The organism is Clostridia bacterium, assembly GCA_017438525.1.
Classification (GTDB): Bacteria; Bacillota; Clostridia; order Oscillospirales; family RGIG8002; genus RGIG8002.
This window is the reverse complement of record JAFRVI010000067.1, coordinates 1-15218: the sequence shown is the minus strand read 5'-3', so window position 1 is coordinate 15218 and position 15218 is coordinate 1. Positions and strand designations below refer to the sequence as shown.

Sequence of the window (15218 nt, the reverse complement as noted above, 5' to 3'; positions counted from 1 at the left end):
TAAAGCCCTTACCGGCAAGCAGCTGGCTGACGAGAGCGGGGCTCCAACTCCAGAGCTTATAAGTGAGCTTGCTTGCGTCGAACTTGAAGGTGTATCCGACCGCGCTCCAGTGAGGCTCGTGCCCCATAAAGACCTTAACCGAAACACCAGTGTCACCGGCATTCGCTTCGACAGTTTCGACGCGAGCCGCGACTTCGTCTTCTGCCGCAACGCTCGCTACCGGGATAGCCATAGCGAACAGCATGGCAATAGCGAGGACGACAGACATGAGTTTAGCAAATTTCTTCATAACTGCATTCCTTTCTTTTGTTAAGATTGATTGCACTTTATGGTTTCCCATACCATACGCTAATAGTTTACAATACTATTCACGATTTGTCAATAGATTTTTTTATGAAAAATTATGAATTTTTGCCGAAACAGCGCCGGTTCTGCAAGCCCGAACGGTTTGGCAAGTCCTCGGCGATCACTTTTTGAGATATTTGCGGCGCGTCGCTTCGCCGCCGCGGATGTGGCGCTCGGATTTGTTGCGGTCGAGCACCTCCCTCACCTGTCTGAAAAGCGACGGGTCTATGGCTGAAAGTCTTTCCGCGACGTCCTTATGCACGGTGCTTTTGCTTATGCTGAACCGCTTCGCCGCCGCACGAACGGTGGCGTTGTTTTCAATAATATATTCGCCGACATCCACGGCGCGGCGTTCGTATGATGCGTTCATAAATGACCGACCTGCCTTTCGGTCATTTATATGCGGAAGACCGGAGCGATATGCCGCGCCGGTCGGAAAGCGTTATCAGCCCTGCTTATCGGGCGCGAGGTATCGGGTCACAAGATAGTCAAGGTCAATATCGCTCGTATAGAATATATGCTCGAAGCCCGTTGAGCCGAAGAAACAAAAATACAATCGGCCGTCCTTCTGTATCAACTCAAGCCGCGCACCGTTGCCGTAATCAATTTCGGCGGCGTCGCCCTCCGGACTCCTGAAGCGTTCCCTGCCCGGCCCGTAAACACATACGCACTGGTAAACCTCGTAGGCGTTTTCGGGCTTGATCTTGTAGGTCTCTCCCCCGATTTTTACATTTGCGGAATCGTGCGCGTAGGCGAAGGTCGTGGCGGCGGAAAGCTCAGAGCTCAAGTTCGCGTAGCGTTTCCAATACGACATATACCACCAGAACGAGAAAATCATTCCGATAAAAAACATACCTACGATTATTATCGTGATAAGAATTTTTTTATCCCCGAACCTGCGGCCCTTGCCCTCGTTGCGAATTACCGGTTCGTACATATTTGTCGTATTGATATCACCCATTCTTTCATCCGCCTTTTACTTCGTTTTTGCTTTTGTCGAGATAGCGCGATACTATATAGGAAAGCCGCACGTTATCACCGCGGAAGACGTGGGAGTATTTCTCGGAATCGGAATAGCAGAAATACAACTCCTCCTCTTTTCCGTCGCCGACTTTAACGAGCTTCAGTTCTGCGCCGTTGCCGTACGTCACGGTGACGGTTTCGCCCTCCGGAGCGCGTCGGCGCTCCTTGCCCGGTCCGTAAACACATACGCACTGGTAAAGCTCGTATACGTTATCGGCCGTGAGTTTGTAGGTTTCACCGTCGTTCTCGACGATGGCGGAAGCGTGCTTATAGGCGTACGTCGTGCTTTCGGAAAGCTTGCCGCAGAACTCGCTGAAGCGGCGGCCTGCGCTCATGTTTTTCCAAAGCAATCCGCCGATAACGGCGAGAATAGCGACGGCTACAGCGATCAAAACCGCGATCTTCCATTCTTTGCGGCGTTTGCCCTTGCGTTTGTTTTTACTTTTATTCACGAACTCATACATTTCGGACACGATCATGCCCTCCTTTATAATCGTCGTATATATTAGTCGTATATATTATATATGAAACAACCTGAAAAGTAAAGAGACATTTTATGAAAGAAAGGACGGCCGCGCCCAAAGGGGCGTACAGCCGTCCTTTTGCTGTGATTCAGCGTCCTTCGTCATTCGGACCCGGGCGGAATATCAGCGCGTTCGCGCCCGATCATCCGAGCGAACTCTCGTCCGCGAGTTTGGCGGCGACACGAAGGATAGCGAGTGCGTCGTCGACCTCGATCTTGCCGTTGCCGTCAATGTCGCAGGTCGCGAGGAGCTCGGGCGTTGGCTCCGCGAGCTTCGCGGCAACGCGGAGCGCGGCAAGCGCGTCATCGACTTCGATCTTGCCGTTGCCGGTCGGGTCGCCCTTCTTGAACGCGGGGGTGGTGTCGACGACCGTGAAGCCGACAGTCACGCTCTTGCTGCCGTTGACGACTACGAGCGTGTATTCGCCGACTTCCGTGATCTCGGTGCCGGCGGCGTACTCTTCACCGTTCAGCGTGGCGGTCGCTCCTTCGGGCGTCCAGGTTATCGCGAGCGGTTCAGCCGCGTTGTAAAGGTCGAACTGCGCGCCGTCTTCGACGCTGACGACCGGAACGGGCGTATCGTCCACTATCGTGAAGTGAACGGTGACGCTCTTGTCGCCGTTGGTGACGACCAGCGTGTATTCGCCGGGCTCTTCTATGAAGGTCTGCGTGTACGCTTCGCCGTTCAGCGTGGCGGTGGCTTCTTCCGGAGTCCAGGTCACGACGAGCGGACCTTCGCCGAAGTCGGAAAGCTTGAATTCCGCGCCGTCTTCGACGCTGACGGTCGGCTCTTCATACTCGATATCGAGGGTGAAGTAGACCGCGGTAGACTCGTACTTATTCTGGACGAACAGGCGATGCTCGCCGGGGGTCTTGACAACGGAGCCGTTCTCGAAGGGCGCGTGATCGAGCTCGGCGTTGGTCGATTCGTCCCACGTGATAGTGACGGGCTCGGTGTAGGTCTCGCCGTCGGCGACTCCGCCGACAACGGGCGCGTTGAGCTCGGGCAGCTCGATGGCGACGCCGAAGTCGGCGAGCGCTTCGGCGACCGCTTCGCTGCGGAGCACGGTGTTGATATACGCCTCGTTGACGCTTACCGCGTTGAGCGCGGCTTCGAGCTCGACAAGATAGTTGTTGAGGATCTTCTTGGCGGATTCGTTCGCGTTCGCGTTGAGCGCGAGCGCCTCCTTCACGGCTTCGTATTCGTTGTAAATCGACTGAACGTATTTATAGTTCCAGCCGTTCTCGAATTCCACGGCGCGATCGGCGGCGTTCTCGGCGGTAATATTAGAGCTGCCGAGTCCGACCTGGTAAACGACGCCGTCGAAGAAATCGCCGTAGGTCGAACCGGTCACGATATGCGCGGCAACGGTGTAGCCGACGTTGGTGTTGTACTTCGCGTTGCCGGAGACCTCGGCCTCGCCGGACTTGCTGCCGTCAAGATAAAGCGTGAGGACGCCGGACTGGAAGTTCAGCATCACGCTGTGGTATTCGCCGGGGTTCACGTTTTCTTCGGAGACGACGGAGTACTTCTCGGTCGTGTACATATCGAAGGCGACGTGTCCGTCCGCGGTCAGATAGAGCGAGAAGCCCTTGTCGTCCTTGCTGCAGCTGAAGATGTACTGCTCCGCGCCGACGGTGCCGACCTCGAACGCGGCTTCGATCGCGAACTTGCGAGCCGTCAGCGTCGCGGCGGACGATGGCGCGAAGATCGTCATGCGGCTGTCCCCCGCTCCGGAGAAGCCGTATTTCGTCTTATTCTTTATCGCATCGCCTCTCGTTGTGACCGAGAGGCCGTTCAGTCCGGTCGTCTGCGGTTCGCCGGTGATGAAGAAGGCGTTTATCAGGTTCATTCCCGACGGCGTTTTTATATCCGGCTCGCCGACGATGGAGTTGTAGATGATCGGCTCGGACGTCTTGCCTCCCGAGTCTACGGCGTAGACCGCGAGCTCGAAGCCCCTGTCGCCGGACGCCGCGGTGTAGGGAATCAGTCTTCTGTAGGATTTCGGCATATCCCTGACCTGCGGGTAGTTGTAGAATTCGGAGAAGCTCTTGGCGCTCGTCTTTCTGCCGCTGGGAATGCCGGTGATCTCGAAGACGTAGCGGTGGACCATATCGTCGTCGTTCGCGGCGGTGAAGTTTGCCTCGACGTTGCTGCCGTTTATCGCCGCGGTAACGGTCGCGTCCTCGGGGAACGCGGGTGCTTCGTTGGCTTCTTCAAAGCGGTAGTCGTCGTAGTACATCAGGTTGGTCTTGTTCACGAGATCGGGAGCAGGAATGTAGAACGGCTGCTTGATGATCGCGTCTCTGCCGAAGTCGATCCTGGTGATCTTTACGTTGCCGCCGGCGTCGATCTGGAGCATAAGTCCGTCGGAAACAGCCCAGGAGTCGGGGTCGATCGTGGTTTTGCTTCCGCTCTCGAGGTAGCCGTTCTCGATCGCCATATACTGAACGCTGCCGCAGTTCAGCGAGGTGAAGTCGCGCTGATAGATGGTGCGTTCGTCCTCCAGCGGGAAGTGGACGTGTCCGCCGAAGGTCACGACCTCGGGGTAATCCTTGAGGTGGTCGTATATGCTCCTGCTGCCCCACCAGGTGCCGGTGTAAAGGTCGGAGCCGTAGGTCGTGCCGAACACCGGAGCGTGGGTGTAAACGAAGATGTGCTTGCCGGGCGCCGCGGCGCGGGCGGCGGCAAGCTCGGTGTCGAGCCATACGAGATCCTGCGGATCGAAGCGGGCTTCCTGGCTGTTCCAGTAGTCCATCATGTTGACGCCGATGAAGTGGTAACCGTTGATTACCATGTGGCGGTTGCCTCTGGCAAGGTTGGTGCCGGGCTCGTCTTCGGTGCAGTAGCTGCCGAGCTGGGTATAGAAGGAATTGATGTGATTCCACTCGCTTCCCTGCGCGTCGTGGTTGCCGGTGATGAAGAAGGACTTGATGTCTTCGCCGAAGACTTCGTCGTTTATGCTCTTGTACGCCTGCGGGATATTGTCGTTGTAGCTGCTCTGCGAGAAGTCGCCGTCGACGGTTATCGCGTCGATGTTGCCGCCGGAGTACTTCTTCAGCAGCCGCGCGGCGTTAAGGTATTTGTTGGTAGTGCTCGAACCGAGCGTGCCGTCGATATGGATATCGCTGACCGCGCCGAAGGTGAAGACGATGTTGTCTTCGTCAAACTGCACCGCCGGCAGAGTTTCGCGCATAAGTCTCTTCAAAATTACCACCTGCTCGTTGATCATTTCCTGCGTGGCGTTCGGGTTATCGAGGACGGCCTGCGCCGCGGCGATAACGTCGGGGTAGTCCAGCGCCGCCTGCGTTCCCTCGAGGGCGGCGAGCGCGGATTCGAGCGCGGAGTAGTCTACGTCGCGCTTCTCGCGGTAGGCGAGGAAGTCGGAGAAATAATACTCGGTGTAGGGACCGTCGTCAAGCAGGAAAGAAATACCCTGCGCGCTGTCGATATCCTTCATCAGCCCCGTGTAGCCGCTGAATCCGGTGAACGGGAACATATAGTAGCCGTCTTCGGTGTATTCATAGCTGTTCGTGCTCATATAGAAAACCTGCCAGCCGTTGAGAGCCGGACTCGTCAGAATACGGAGTCTGACTTGGCTGGTAACGGGCATATTGCCGTTCGCGTCCTTGACCGCGATCATAACGCCGTCGTAGTCCGAGAGCTTGCTGACGCCGTCGGAGGGCTTCCAGGGAGACGGGCAGGCGATGTCGTTGGAGTCATACGCCTTGTTGACCAGGCAGTTGAAGCCGCCGGACTGCGATTTGACCGCCTTTATCGACTGCGTCGCGGCGCCGACGAGCTGCTGATCGGAAAGCGAGTAGGTCGCGGTAACGTTGTTGACGTGACCGTTGTTGGCGGAGGTCTGCGCGAGATTCGCCTGCGTCCACTTCTGCACGCCGTCGAGCTGGAGGTACTCGTACTCCTTCTCCTCCGGCGGCTCGACGGGGTCGCCCTTCGTGTAGGCGCATATGTCGGAGATGTACGCCTTGTCGCCGACGGCGATCGACTTATAGAACAGCGCCGAAAGAATGCTTATGTTGTCAATCTCGCCGTTCGAGAGGTTCTTGTAATCGTCGAATTTCAGGTGATAGTAGCCGTTCGCGTAAACGACGTTCATATCGTAGTAGTTGCCTTCGTACAGCCAGTAACTGCCCCAGTCGGTCGCGTCGCGCATAAGGCGGACCTGGAACTGGGTCAGCGGGATCTCGTTACCGTCCGCGTCCGAGAAGGCGATGGCTATACCGTCGAAGTCGGAGAGTTTATACCCCTGCGAAGCGTCCGCAAAGCGGAACGGATTCTTCGCGAGAAAGCCGCCGTTTTTGCTCTGGGTCGCAAGACAGAAGCGCTGTTTGCTCGTATCGGTGACGGTCAGCTCAACCGACTGCGTCGCGTTTCCGATAAGACCCTTATCGGAAAGCGCGTAGCTCGCGCCGAAGGTCACCATGCTCGCCACATCCGAGGCGGTCCAGTCCTGGACGCCCGTAAGCTGAACGTAGGTGTAGGAGTCGTCGGTCTTTGCCGCGCTTGAGAAAAGCACGACGCCGCTGAATATGCCGATGAGCATACACACGGCGAGCAAAGTTGATAACGTCTTCTTCATAATCATACCTTCCTTTCGGAGATTCGGCACGGGAACAATCCCCCACCGTAAGTGATAACACTCCATACTTTTATTATAACGAACGCGCACGAAATGTCAACGATTTTTTGCGTGAAAAAGCATTGTTTTGCGCCTTTGCGTTGGATATTTCCGAACAGTCACGGCAAAATAAAAGCGGGTGAGAAAGAATGAAGAAAGCAAAGAAATACATCGTTACTATGCTGCTGACCGCGCTTTTCATCGGAGCCGCCGCCGCGGCGCCGACGGTAGTGCGTTCCACACTGCCGACGGTCACAGCCAAGCGCGTTACGAGCAGGACGATCGAAGACACTGTCGAATGCTCCGGCGTCATCGAGCCGCGGTACGCAAAGGATCTTTACACCGCCGCCGGACTGACCGTGGACGAGGTCTACGTTAAAAACGGACAGCGCGTCAGGGCGGGCGATCCGCTCTTCTCCGTCGACAAGGCCGCGACGGTTTCGCTCTGGGAGGCCGCCGAAAACAACTCCCGCGAAGACGGCGAACAGGTATCGAAGCTGCTTGACGGGCTTATAGCCGACTACTTCACAAACGCGGTCGGCAATATGTTCTCCTCCTTCTCAGACGACGCCGCGGGCGGAAACGCAAGCGGCGCGACGAGCGAACTGCTCGTGCTCGTGCCGGACGTGGTCACCGCTTCCGCCGACGGAGTCGTCGCGAACCTCGCGATCGAAGACGGCGCGTACGCGGACGGCTCCGCTCCCCTGCTCCGCATCTGCGACACGTCCGCGCTGTTCGTAAAGTGCGAGCTGCCGGAGAGCTTTGCCCCCTCCCTCGCGGAAGGGCTCGACTGCGTCGTGACCGGCGACGCCTTCGAAGGCGAATACACCGCGACGCTGAAGGAAATCTCGCCGGTGGCGAAAAGCGTTTCCGGAGGGCGCTCCACCGTGGAGTGCCTCGCGGAGATCGACTTCCCCGACGGCGAGCTGAAGGCGGGCTATACGGCGGAAATGAAGATCGTGCTCTCGCGCAAAAGCAACGCGCTGACGGTACCGTGGTCCGCTCTGAACGAAGACTCCGACGGGAAGTTCGTCTGGGTCCTGCTCGGCAGCCGCGCCTACCGCCGCGGCGTAGCTACCGGCGCGGAACTGGACGACTGCGTAGAGGTGAGCGGCATCGAATCCGGCTGCCTTGTCATATCCGAGGCGGACGGTACGATCGGTTCCGGCAAGCAGGTGACAATAAGAAAAATCAACTGAAACGGTATTATAAAAATAAATGGATAAGATCGGCGCATATATAAGAAACCTCAAACGAAAAAAGCTCCGCACCGCTCTCGCCGTCATCGGTATCGCGATAGGCGTTTTTTCCGTCGTCACGGTGATATCGATAGGCATGACGGGAAAGGAGGTAATAATCAGCGAAATAGACGGTCTCGGGTTCAGCGGACTCTCGATCGAAAGCGAGGACTACCCGCTGACCGAAGCGCAGCTGTCGCAGGTGCGCTCCGTTACGGACGGAGCCACTCCGATAATAATCCGCTACGCCTACTCACGCCTGCGCTCGACCGACCTGAACACCGTGCTTATCGGTGCGGGCGCCAACGTCTGCAGGGTCACAAAACTGAACGTGCTCCACGGCAGAGCGTTCACCGAAAAGGAGGTGCGCGAGCGGGCGCGGGTCTGCGTGCTTTCCGCGGACGCGGCGGCACAGGCGTTCGGCCGCGAAAACGTCTGCGGAAACGAGCTCGTGCTGCGGATAAACGGGAAGGATATCCCGCTGAAGATTGTGGGAGTGGCGGAAGCCGGAACGGGCACTATCGCGACGCTGACCGGACAGAGCTTCCCCGCCTTCGCGCATTTGCCATACACCACGCTGAGCGACGCCGCGGGCGTCGGCGGATTCGACCGCATCAGCATCGACGCGGAACCGAAGCGCGCGGACGCCGTCGCGGCCGCAGTACTGAAAAAACTCAACGCCACAGCGGGCGATAAGGAAGCGTATTCAGTCACCGATATCGACCGCGAGCGCGACAAATACGCCGGCATCATCGACGCGGTGACCGCGGTAGTCAGCGGGATCGGCGGGATCTCCCTGCTCGTCGCGGGGCTGATGATAATGACGCTTATGCTCGTTTCGGTCAGCGAGCGCGGACGCGAGATCGGCATTAAGAAGGCGCTCGGCGCGCGGACGAAACACATCGTCGCGGAATTTCTGACGGAGTCCGCCGTCATCTCCGCGCTCGGCGGCGCAGTCGGAGTCGCGCTCACCTTCGCCGCCGCTCTCGCGCTGAAGCTGGCGACCGGCGCGGCGCTGAACATTTCACCTCAAGTCGTGCTCGCCGGACTGCTGCTTTCCTGCGGGACGGGGGTAGTCTTCGGAGTCTACCCCGCGCTGAAGGCGGCGCGGCTGCGGCCCGCGGAAACGCTGCGGAGGTAAATTCGCGGAAGACGGAAAACCCGCGTTTTTCGTCTTCTTTTTTGTCTTATTTAATTGACATTCCGCCGGATAAGGTATATAATGGTTGCGTATGAATTTTACCCGGAGGCAAATAATGGATAACGAACTTACGAAAGTACTTCTCGTATACCCCGATTTCGTCAGCGCCGCTTCCGAAAAGCGCAACACCGGCGGCAACTGGAGCGAAGGCCTCGCTTCCATCTCGGCCGTTCTCAAGCAGGGCGGCCACAAGGTCAGCTTAATGCATATCGTCTATGAATACGACGAAGAAACGTTCAAGAAAAAGCTCAAGGAATTCGACTACGATCTTATCGGCATCTCCTGCCGCACGACCGCGTTCGAATACGTTTCCGACCTTGTGAAGTGGGCGAAGGAGGCCGACCCCGACTGCTTCATCTGGATAGGCAGCTATCACGCGACGATCGAGCCGGAAGAAGTCATCAAAGTGCCCGGCGTCGACTGCGTATGCATCGGCGAAGGCGAATACCCCTCGCTCGAGCTCGCGCAGAGATACAAGACCGGCGACTACTACGATATACAGAGCTTGTGGTTCAAGAAGCCCGACGGCGAGATCATACGCAATCCCGTCCGCCCGCTGCTCGAGAATCTGGACGAGCTCCCGCTGCCCGACTTCGATCTTTTCGACTACAAAAATCTCGAGTGCATGCGCCTCGACACCGCGCTCGTCATGATGTCGCGCGGCTGTCTTTTCTCCTGCACCTACTGCGGAAACTCGCAGTTCCGCAACGTCTACCCGAATAAGAAAAAATACGCGCGCTTCCGTTCCCCCGAGAACGCGATGCTCTATCTGGAGACGCTGCTCAAGAAGTTCCCGAACATCAAGTTCTTCAACTTCCGCGACGCGATCTTCAATATGTACGACGACTGGTTCTACCCCTTCATGGAGATGTATACCGAGAAGATACACCTCCCCTTCACCTGCAACCTGCGCCTCGATATCATGACCGAGAAGACTGTCGAAACGCTGAAGAAGGCGGGCTGCTATCTGATCGACGTCGGCGTCGAGAGCGGCAACGAAGAGATCAGAATGAAGTACTGCAAGCGCATGATGACCAACGAGCAGATGATCAACGCTTTCTCGTGGTTCCACAAGTACGACTTCACGACGATGACCTACAACATCGTCGGTCTCCCGCACGAAACGCTCGCGAAGACGCTTGAAACGATCAAGCTCAACGTTCAGCTCAATCCCGACAAGGTCATACCCAACATATTCTACCCCTACCCGCACACCGTGCTCGCGGATATCGCGAGTAAATGCGGCTCCTTCCCGGACGTTATCCCCGCGGATATGAAGGTCCCCTTCTATCAGGAGGACTACCCGCCGCACGAGGTGCTCTACGCCTCCAACTTCTTCCACAAGTACATCAAGCGCTACAAGCGCTGCGCGAAGTACCGCCCCAGATGGCTCGGAAAGATGTTCGAGAAGATGTACGACCGCCGCTTCACCAGCAAGCTCGTGCCGCGCAAGTTCCTCAACTGGCAGTATGATCTGCGCCACCGCGCGATCCTCCGCACAAAGCGCTTCGTCATCCGCAAGATGCCCAAGCTCTACCTCTTCCTGCGCCGCAAGCGCAACAGAATCAAGGAAAACGGCGAAGCGAAGGCCGCGAGCTGAAACACCCGATAAACGTCAGAATCCCCGCCGACTCGGCGGGGATTCTTTATGTTTTCGGGCTGTTTCGGCGCTTTTGCGGTTTTCGCGGCGCGGAGGCATCAATTCTGCGTTTCCGACCTCGTTATCGCCTCTGAAGGAGCGTTTTTCGCTCCCGCCGGCGATACTGCGAAACGCGGCGCAGATTTCCGAAAATATAGCCGGATAATCTATATATGAACGGTATTTATATGAATATCGTTCATATCGGTTGTATTCATACAGGGTTCCGGCGAGCGCAAAAGGGGACGAAAAATCGCCGTATCGGGTGACAATCATCATCCGATACGGCGTGAAAGCGCGCTGTTACGGGGTTTTTCCGCCTTCGCAGGATCGCGCGGCGCAGGTTGACGTTATTCCTTCTCTATAATACAGAAAGCGACGGCCGTTTGGGCGGTATGACTGAGGGAAAGATGCCATTTCAGTCCTTTATCCTTCAGCTTTTCGCCGAGCTGACCGCTGATGCGGTAATACGGGCTGCCGAGCTCGTCGCGGAGCACCTCAATATCCTTCATCGTGATGCCTCTGAAACCGGTGCCGAGCGCCTTAACGAACGCCTCCTTCGAGCAGAAGTTGCCGCAGATCGTCTCGGGATTGAAGCGCTTTTCGGCGAACAATTCGCCCTCCGCCTTTGAGAAAAAGCGCTCTATGAAGTTTTCCCTTCCCTTGATGACGGCCTTTATCCTGCCGACCTCTTCAATATCGACTCCTATTCCGTAAATCATCCTTCATTCTCCTTTCAACTGTGCGTATTCTGTGTATATCTCCGAAAAACTATCTGAAAAGTCTGGGCGCGACCGCACGCATCTCGGCGAGCATCTCTTCGCTCGGCTCGAAAACGAGCAGCGCTATCTTGTGCTCGTGGCGCAGAACGGCGTAGTAACAGTCGGGATTCTCCGGCGCGGAGCACATGAACCAGCGCTTGTCGTAGTCGTTTTTCAACTGCTGCTTCGTCTTCTTCAGGTCGGAGTATTTGCCGAACGCCTCAAAATCGCGCACGTTGACCGTCGCGACTCTGCGGCGGCGGCTTTTCGCGGTTATGACGTCGAGGTCTATCTCGCCGCCGAAGTAGTTGTATTCGTATTCTGTCCGCATGGTGCCGATAAGATGCCACGCGCCGACGACCGCGCCGACGGAAAGGATCGGCACGAGGATACTGAGCCCGTAGCGCGAGAGCAGTCCGGCGGAAATTATCGCCGCGGCTATGAGTATCAGCGTGCCCGCGGCTATGAGCGCGACGCGGACGTAATCCGCGGCGCGCCAGACGCGTCTGACTATTTTTTCGTAATAATTCTGCATATCTGCCTCTTTCCGACGCGGAGCGTCAGGCGATTATCTGTATTCTTTCGATGCTTTCCGCTCTTCCGGTCGCCTCGTCGATGCGGATGACGACGCCGCAGAGCGCCGTTTCTCCTTCCGCGACGGCGAAGCGCGTGGGCATTCTGTTGAGCATAAACTCTATCGCGAGTTCCTTTTTGACGCCGAGGACGGAGTCCGTCGGTCCGCACATACCCGCGTCTGTGATGAAGGCGGTGCCGCCTTCAAGGACGCGCTCGTCCGCGGTCTGAACGTGGGTGTGGGTGCCGATAACGGCGGAGACCCTGCCCGCCAGATATTCCGCGAGCGCGCGCTTCTCGCCCGTCGTTTCCGCGTGGAAATCGACGACGATCGCCTTGACGAAGGGATCGAGCGAGGCGAGCAACTCGTCCGCCTTGCGGAACGGGTTGTCGCAGGGATCCATATACGACGCGCCGACGAGGTTGATAACCGCGACGGCGAACCTGCCCATATCGTAAACGCAGAGCCCCTTGCCGGGCGCGGCGGGCGAAATATTCGCCGGACGCAGCAGGTAGGGCGCTTCCGCAATGTAATCGTACGCCTCGCGGCGCTTGAAGGAATGGTTGCCGCCGGTCACGACGTCGACTCCGGCGGAGAAAAGCGCCTCCGCGGACGCCTCCGTGACTCCGTCGCCGTCGGCGGAGTTCTCGCCGTTCGCTATGCAGAAGTCTATCGCCTGAAAGCGCCTGAACGCCGGCAGCTTCGCGGCGACCGCTTCCCTGCCGGGCCTGCCGACGACGTCACCGAGAAATAATACGTTCATTAAAAAGCTCCTCTTTCAGCCGCGCTACGGGCATGCCCATCACGTTGTAAAAATCTCCGTTTATGCGGCGCACGAGCGTTGAACCCGCGCCCTGTATGCCGTACGCGCCCGCCTTGTCCATCGGCTCGCCGGAAGCGACGTAGTCGGCGATCTCTTCCCCGCGCAGCGCGCGGAACTCGACCTCGGTGCGTTCGGAGAAGCCGAAACCGCCGCCGGCGAAAGCGACGTAAACGCCGGTAACGACGACGTGCGTCCTGCCCGAAAGCTCGCGGAGCATAGCGGCTGCGTCCGCTTCGCCGCGGGGCTTGCCGAGCGCTTTGCCGTCGATGACGACGACGGTGTCGCAGCCGATGACCGCCGCGTCGGGAAAGCGCGCCGCAACCGCCTTCGCCTTCAGCTCGGCGAGGTAGGCGGGGCATTCCTCCGGCGGCATACCGTCGGGGGTTGTTTCTTCAATATCGGCGGGGACGCATAACGCCTCCGGCGCGATAAGCTTTATCAGTTCGACGCGTCTGGGCGACGCGGAGGCGAGCACTATTTTCATCCGGCGTCCCCTTTCGCAATTCTTTCCGTATAAATTATATCATCATATATCAAAAATAGCAATATCTTTTCCGCGCAAGTTGTGTTATGATACTGTTATGGTTATTGTGAACGGAAATTTGCCGGCGGAGGCGATCCGGCGGCTCGAAAAACTGACCGGTAAGGTCGTGAAGGTCCCGGCGGCGAAGGCGCTGCCCGGGGCGCTTGCGGCGCACCCGGATATGCTGATACACGCCTCGCCGGACGGACCGGTATGCGCGCCCGAAGTACTCGCCGCGCTCCTCGCCGAAGCCATTTCCGCGCGGGCGGGAGAGGCGGATCCCGGAGCCGTCTACCCCGCCGACGTGCGCTACAACTGCTTTAAGCTGAACGGCGCGCTTATATGCAATATCGCGCACACCGACGGCGCGATACTTTCGTATTACCGCGAACGCGGCGCCCGGATCATAGACTGCAAACAGGGCTATTGCTCCTGCTCGGCGCTGCGGCTGCCCGGCGGAGTGATTACCGCGGACGTGAACGTCGCCGCCGCGTGCGAAAAAGCGGGCGCGGACGTGCTGCGTATAACGCCGGGAAATATAACGCTCGACGGCTACGACTACGGCTTCATCGGCGGGTGCGGAGGCATGGCGGGCGGCAAGCTCGCGCTTTTCGGCGATCCGCTGACGCACCCGGACGGCGAACGCGTCCTCGCCTTCGCCGCCGCGCGCGGAGTCGATGTCGCGCCGCTGTGCGACGGCGTGTTGACCGACTACGGCGGGATGATCGAGATAATATAGGCATAAAAACAGAGCGAAGCAAAATGTCCGACCGTGATAAGGCAGTAATTTGAAAACGGTCAAAAACAACTGAATTAGCGCGGTAAAGGCAAGATAATACCGAGATTACAGTAATGTAGTCCCGGTATTTTTCTATTTAGAAAAACGTTCCGCACATTCGTCTTTTTCGCCGCTCCGCGCTACAATATGGGTGAAAGGAGGCGGGAACGCTGTGAAATACATAAAGCAGCCTAAGAGGCAAATTGTACTGGACGACTTTGAATGGCGGGCGCTGGTCAAGGGGATCAACGAATACCGCAAGCAGGTCATCGACGAGGACGGATGCGTGGAGGTCGTGAACGAACTGCTGATCAAGATCATCGACGCTCCGACGAAGAAAATCAAGGTTATAGAGGTATCAAAATGAAGGACAGTTGGATCGGACAAGTCGGGGTTTGAGGGCAGAAACACTACCGGTATTTGAAAGAAAACAAGCCCACCGTCGTCAATGTGATGCGTATGAACGGCAGCTTGAAGAAGTATCTACGAGAGGTAGACGAGCAGGCGGAAGGAATGCTATTTCAGCTTGTAAAACAGATGGCGAAGGACGAGGGCGTGGACGAGGCGATGAAACGCCGCGATCAGCTCTACTGGGTCGGGCGCATGAACAATATCCGAAATCGCGCCGAGGAAATCGTTCTGCGGGAGGTGATCTGCTTATGACCCTGCTTGAAGATCTGTGGTATGGCAACGTAAACCCGCACGAGACGATACTGACTGAGAACCGGCGGTATAAGCACCTGCTCTCGCTGATGGGCAGGAAGCGGGACGAGCTTGCCGAAACGCTGACCGACAGACAACTGGAAACACTTGAAAATTACGACGAGGCGATGAACGAAATGCATTCATTTGCCGAAGTCGAGGCGTTCTCCTACGGCTTTCGTCTCGGTGTCAAACTGATGATCGAGGCAGGCATGCCGCTCACAAAAGGAATCACATAACGCACAGCGGCGGGGTCGTTCCCGCCGCTGAATCTTTAATGTAATTCGTTATATGTTGACTGCACGCACTTTTATTTTTGTTAACTGCCCCCGCTTTTTACGGCGGGGGCAGTTGTATCTGCAGCTTAGATTAGTTTGTGATTGCTTTTTATCCGAATAAGGATCTGAAAAAATCGCGGATCGCGTAGATGATCGACATGAACCAG

16 protein-coding genes are annotated in these 15218 nt (G+C 57.2%); 7 read left to right on the top strand and 9 right to left on the bottom strand.

The genetic code is table 11. The annotated features are described in order from the left end of the window. The 5 genes from IJL83_06385 to IJL83_06365 all read right to left on the bottom strand — a co-directional run. A partial coding sequence (locus IJL83_06385; protein ID MBQ6553222.1) for a hypothetical protein occupies positions 1 to 232 on the bottom strand: 232 nt, incomplete at its 3' end. A 234-nt stretch (positions 233 to 466) separates the two neighbouring features. Beyond that, positions 467 to 715 carry a sporulation transcriptional regulator SpoIIID gene (gene spoIIID / locus IJL83_06380; GenBank protein MBQ6553221.1) on the bottom strand — a complete coding sequence of 83 codons (249 nt, stop codon included), beginning with the start codon at positions 713 to 715 and terminating at the stop codon, positions 467 to 469. Positions 716 to 790: 75 nt separating this feature from the next. Then, positions 791 to 1306 (bottom strand): hypothetical protein, encoded by a 516-nt coding sequence (locus IJL83_06375; protein ID MBQ6553220.1) that lies wholly within the window; start codon positions 1304 to 1306, stop codon positions 791 to 793. Positions 1307 to 1310: 4 nt separating this feature from the next. Further along, positions 1311 to 1847, bottom strand: a complete 537-nt coding sequence (locus IJL83_06370) for a hypothetical protein (protein MBQ6553219.1) — start codon at positions 1845 to 1847, stop codon at positions 1311 to 1313. Positions 1848 to 2034: 187 nt separating this feature from the next. Then, positions 2035 to 6495, bottom strand: a complete 4461-nt coding sequence (locus IJL83_06365) for a metallophosphoesterase (protein ID MBQ6553218.1) — start codon at positions 6493 to 6495, stop codon at positions 2035 to 2037. A gap of 188 nt (positions 6496 to 6683) precedes the next feature. Here IJL83_06365 and IJL83_06360 point away from each other — a divergent pair, with 188 nt between their 5' ends. The 3 genes from IJL83_06360 to IJL83_06350 all read left to right on the top strand — a co-directional run bounded on the left by IJL83_06360 (position 6684) and on the right by IJL83_06350 (position 10573). Beyond that, on the top strand, positions 6684 to 7733 hold the full coding sequence (locus tag IJL83_06360) for an efflux RND transporter periplasmic adaptor subunit (GenBank protein MBQ6553217.1): 1050 nt from the start codon (positions 6684 to 6686) through the stop codon (positions 7731 to 7733). A gap of 19 nt (positions 7734 to 7752) precedes the next feature. Further along, a complete protein-coding gene (locus tag IJL83_06355; protein ID MBQ6553216.1) occupies positions 7753 to 8913 on the top strand; it encodes an ABC transporter permease in 1161 nt (386 codons plus the stop codon). 115 nt (positions 8914 to 9028) lie between these two features. Further along, on the top strand, positions 9029 to 10573 hold the full coding sequence (locus IJL83_06350) for a cobalamin-dependent protein (GenBank protein ID MBQ6553215.1): 1545 nt from the start codon (positions 9029 to 9031) through the stop codon (positions 10571 to 10573). 389 nt (positions 10574 to 10962) lie between these two features. On the opposite strand, the gene acpS is transcribed toward IJL83_06350, so the two are convergent. The 4 genes from acpS to maf are packed head-to-tail and all read right to left on the bottom strand — an operon-like array spanning position 10963 to position 13254. Next, a complete protein-coding gene (gene acpS / locus IJL83_06345) occupies positions 10963 to 11334 on the bottom strand; it encodes a holo-ACP synthase (protein MBQ6553214.1) in 372 nt (123 codons plus the stop codon). A gap of 49 nt (positions 11335 to 11383) precedes the next feature. Beyond that, on the bottom strand, positions 11384 to 11908 hold the full coding sequence (locus IJL83_06340; GenBank protein ID MBQ6553213.1) for a hypothetical protein: 525 nt from the start codon (positions 11906 to 11908) through the stop codon (positions 11384 to 11386). Positions 11909 to 11933: 25 nt separating this feature from the next. Further along, positions 11934 to 12710 carry a TIGR00282 family metallophosphoesterase gene (locus IJL83_06335; protein MBQ6553212.1) on the bottom strand — a complete coding sequence of 259 codons (777 nt, stop codon included), beginning with the start codon at positions 12708 to 12710 and terminating at the stop codon, positions 11934 to 11936. After that, the gene (maf, locus tag IJL83_06330) at positions 12688 to 13254 is read right to left on the bottom strand and encodes a septum formation protein Maf (GenBank protein ID MBQ6553211.1); all 567 of its coding nucleotides are present in this window, start codon (positions 13252 to 13254) and stop codon (positions 12688 to 12690) included. Before maf ends, IJL83_06335 begins: the two co-directional genes overlap by 23 nt. A gap of 97 nt (positions 13255 to 13351) precedes the next feature. Between maf and IJL83_06325 the strand changes: the two genes are divergently transcribed. The 4 genes from IJL83_06325 (at position 13352) to IJL83_06310 (ending at position 15012) form a co-directional block, all read left to right on the top strand. Then, entirely contained in the window at positions 13352 to 14032 is a 681-nt protein-coding gene (locus IJL83_06325; protein MBQ6553210.1) for a hypothetical protein, read from the top strand. Between the two features lie 211 nt (positions 14033 to 14243). Continuing rightward, positions 14244 to 14438, top strand: coding sequence for a hypothetical protein (locus IJL83_06320; protein MBQ6553209.1), 195 nt, complete (start codon positions 14244 to 14246; stop codon positions 14436 to 14438). A gap of 53 nt (positions 14439 to 14491) precedes the next feature. After that, positions 14492 to 14734 (top strand): TnpV protein, encoded by a 243-nt coding sequence (locus IJL83_06315; protein ID MBQ6553208.1) that lies wholly within the window; start codon positions 14492 to 14494, stop codon positions 14732 to 14734. Beyond that, on the top strand, positions 14731 to 15012 hold the full coding sequence (locus IJL83_06310; protein MBQ6553207.1) for a hypothetical protein: 282 nt from the start codon (positions 14731 to 14733) through the stop codon (positions 15010 to 15012). The genes IJL83_06315 and IJL83_06310 overlap by 4 nt, the downstream gene beginning before the upstream one ends. The last annotated feature ends 206 nt before the right edge of the window (positions 15013 to 15218 follow it).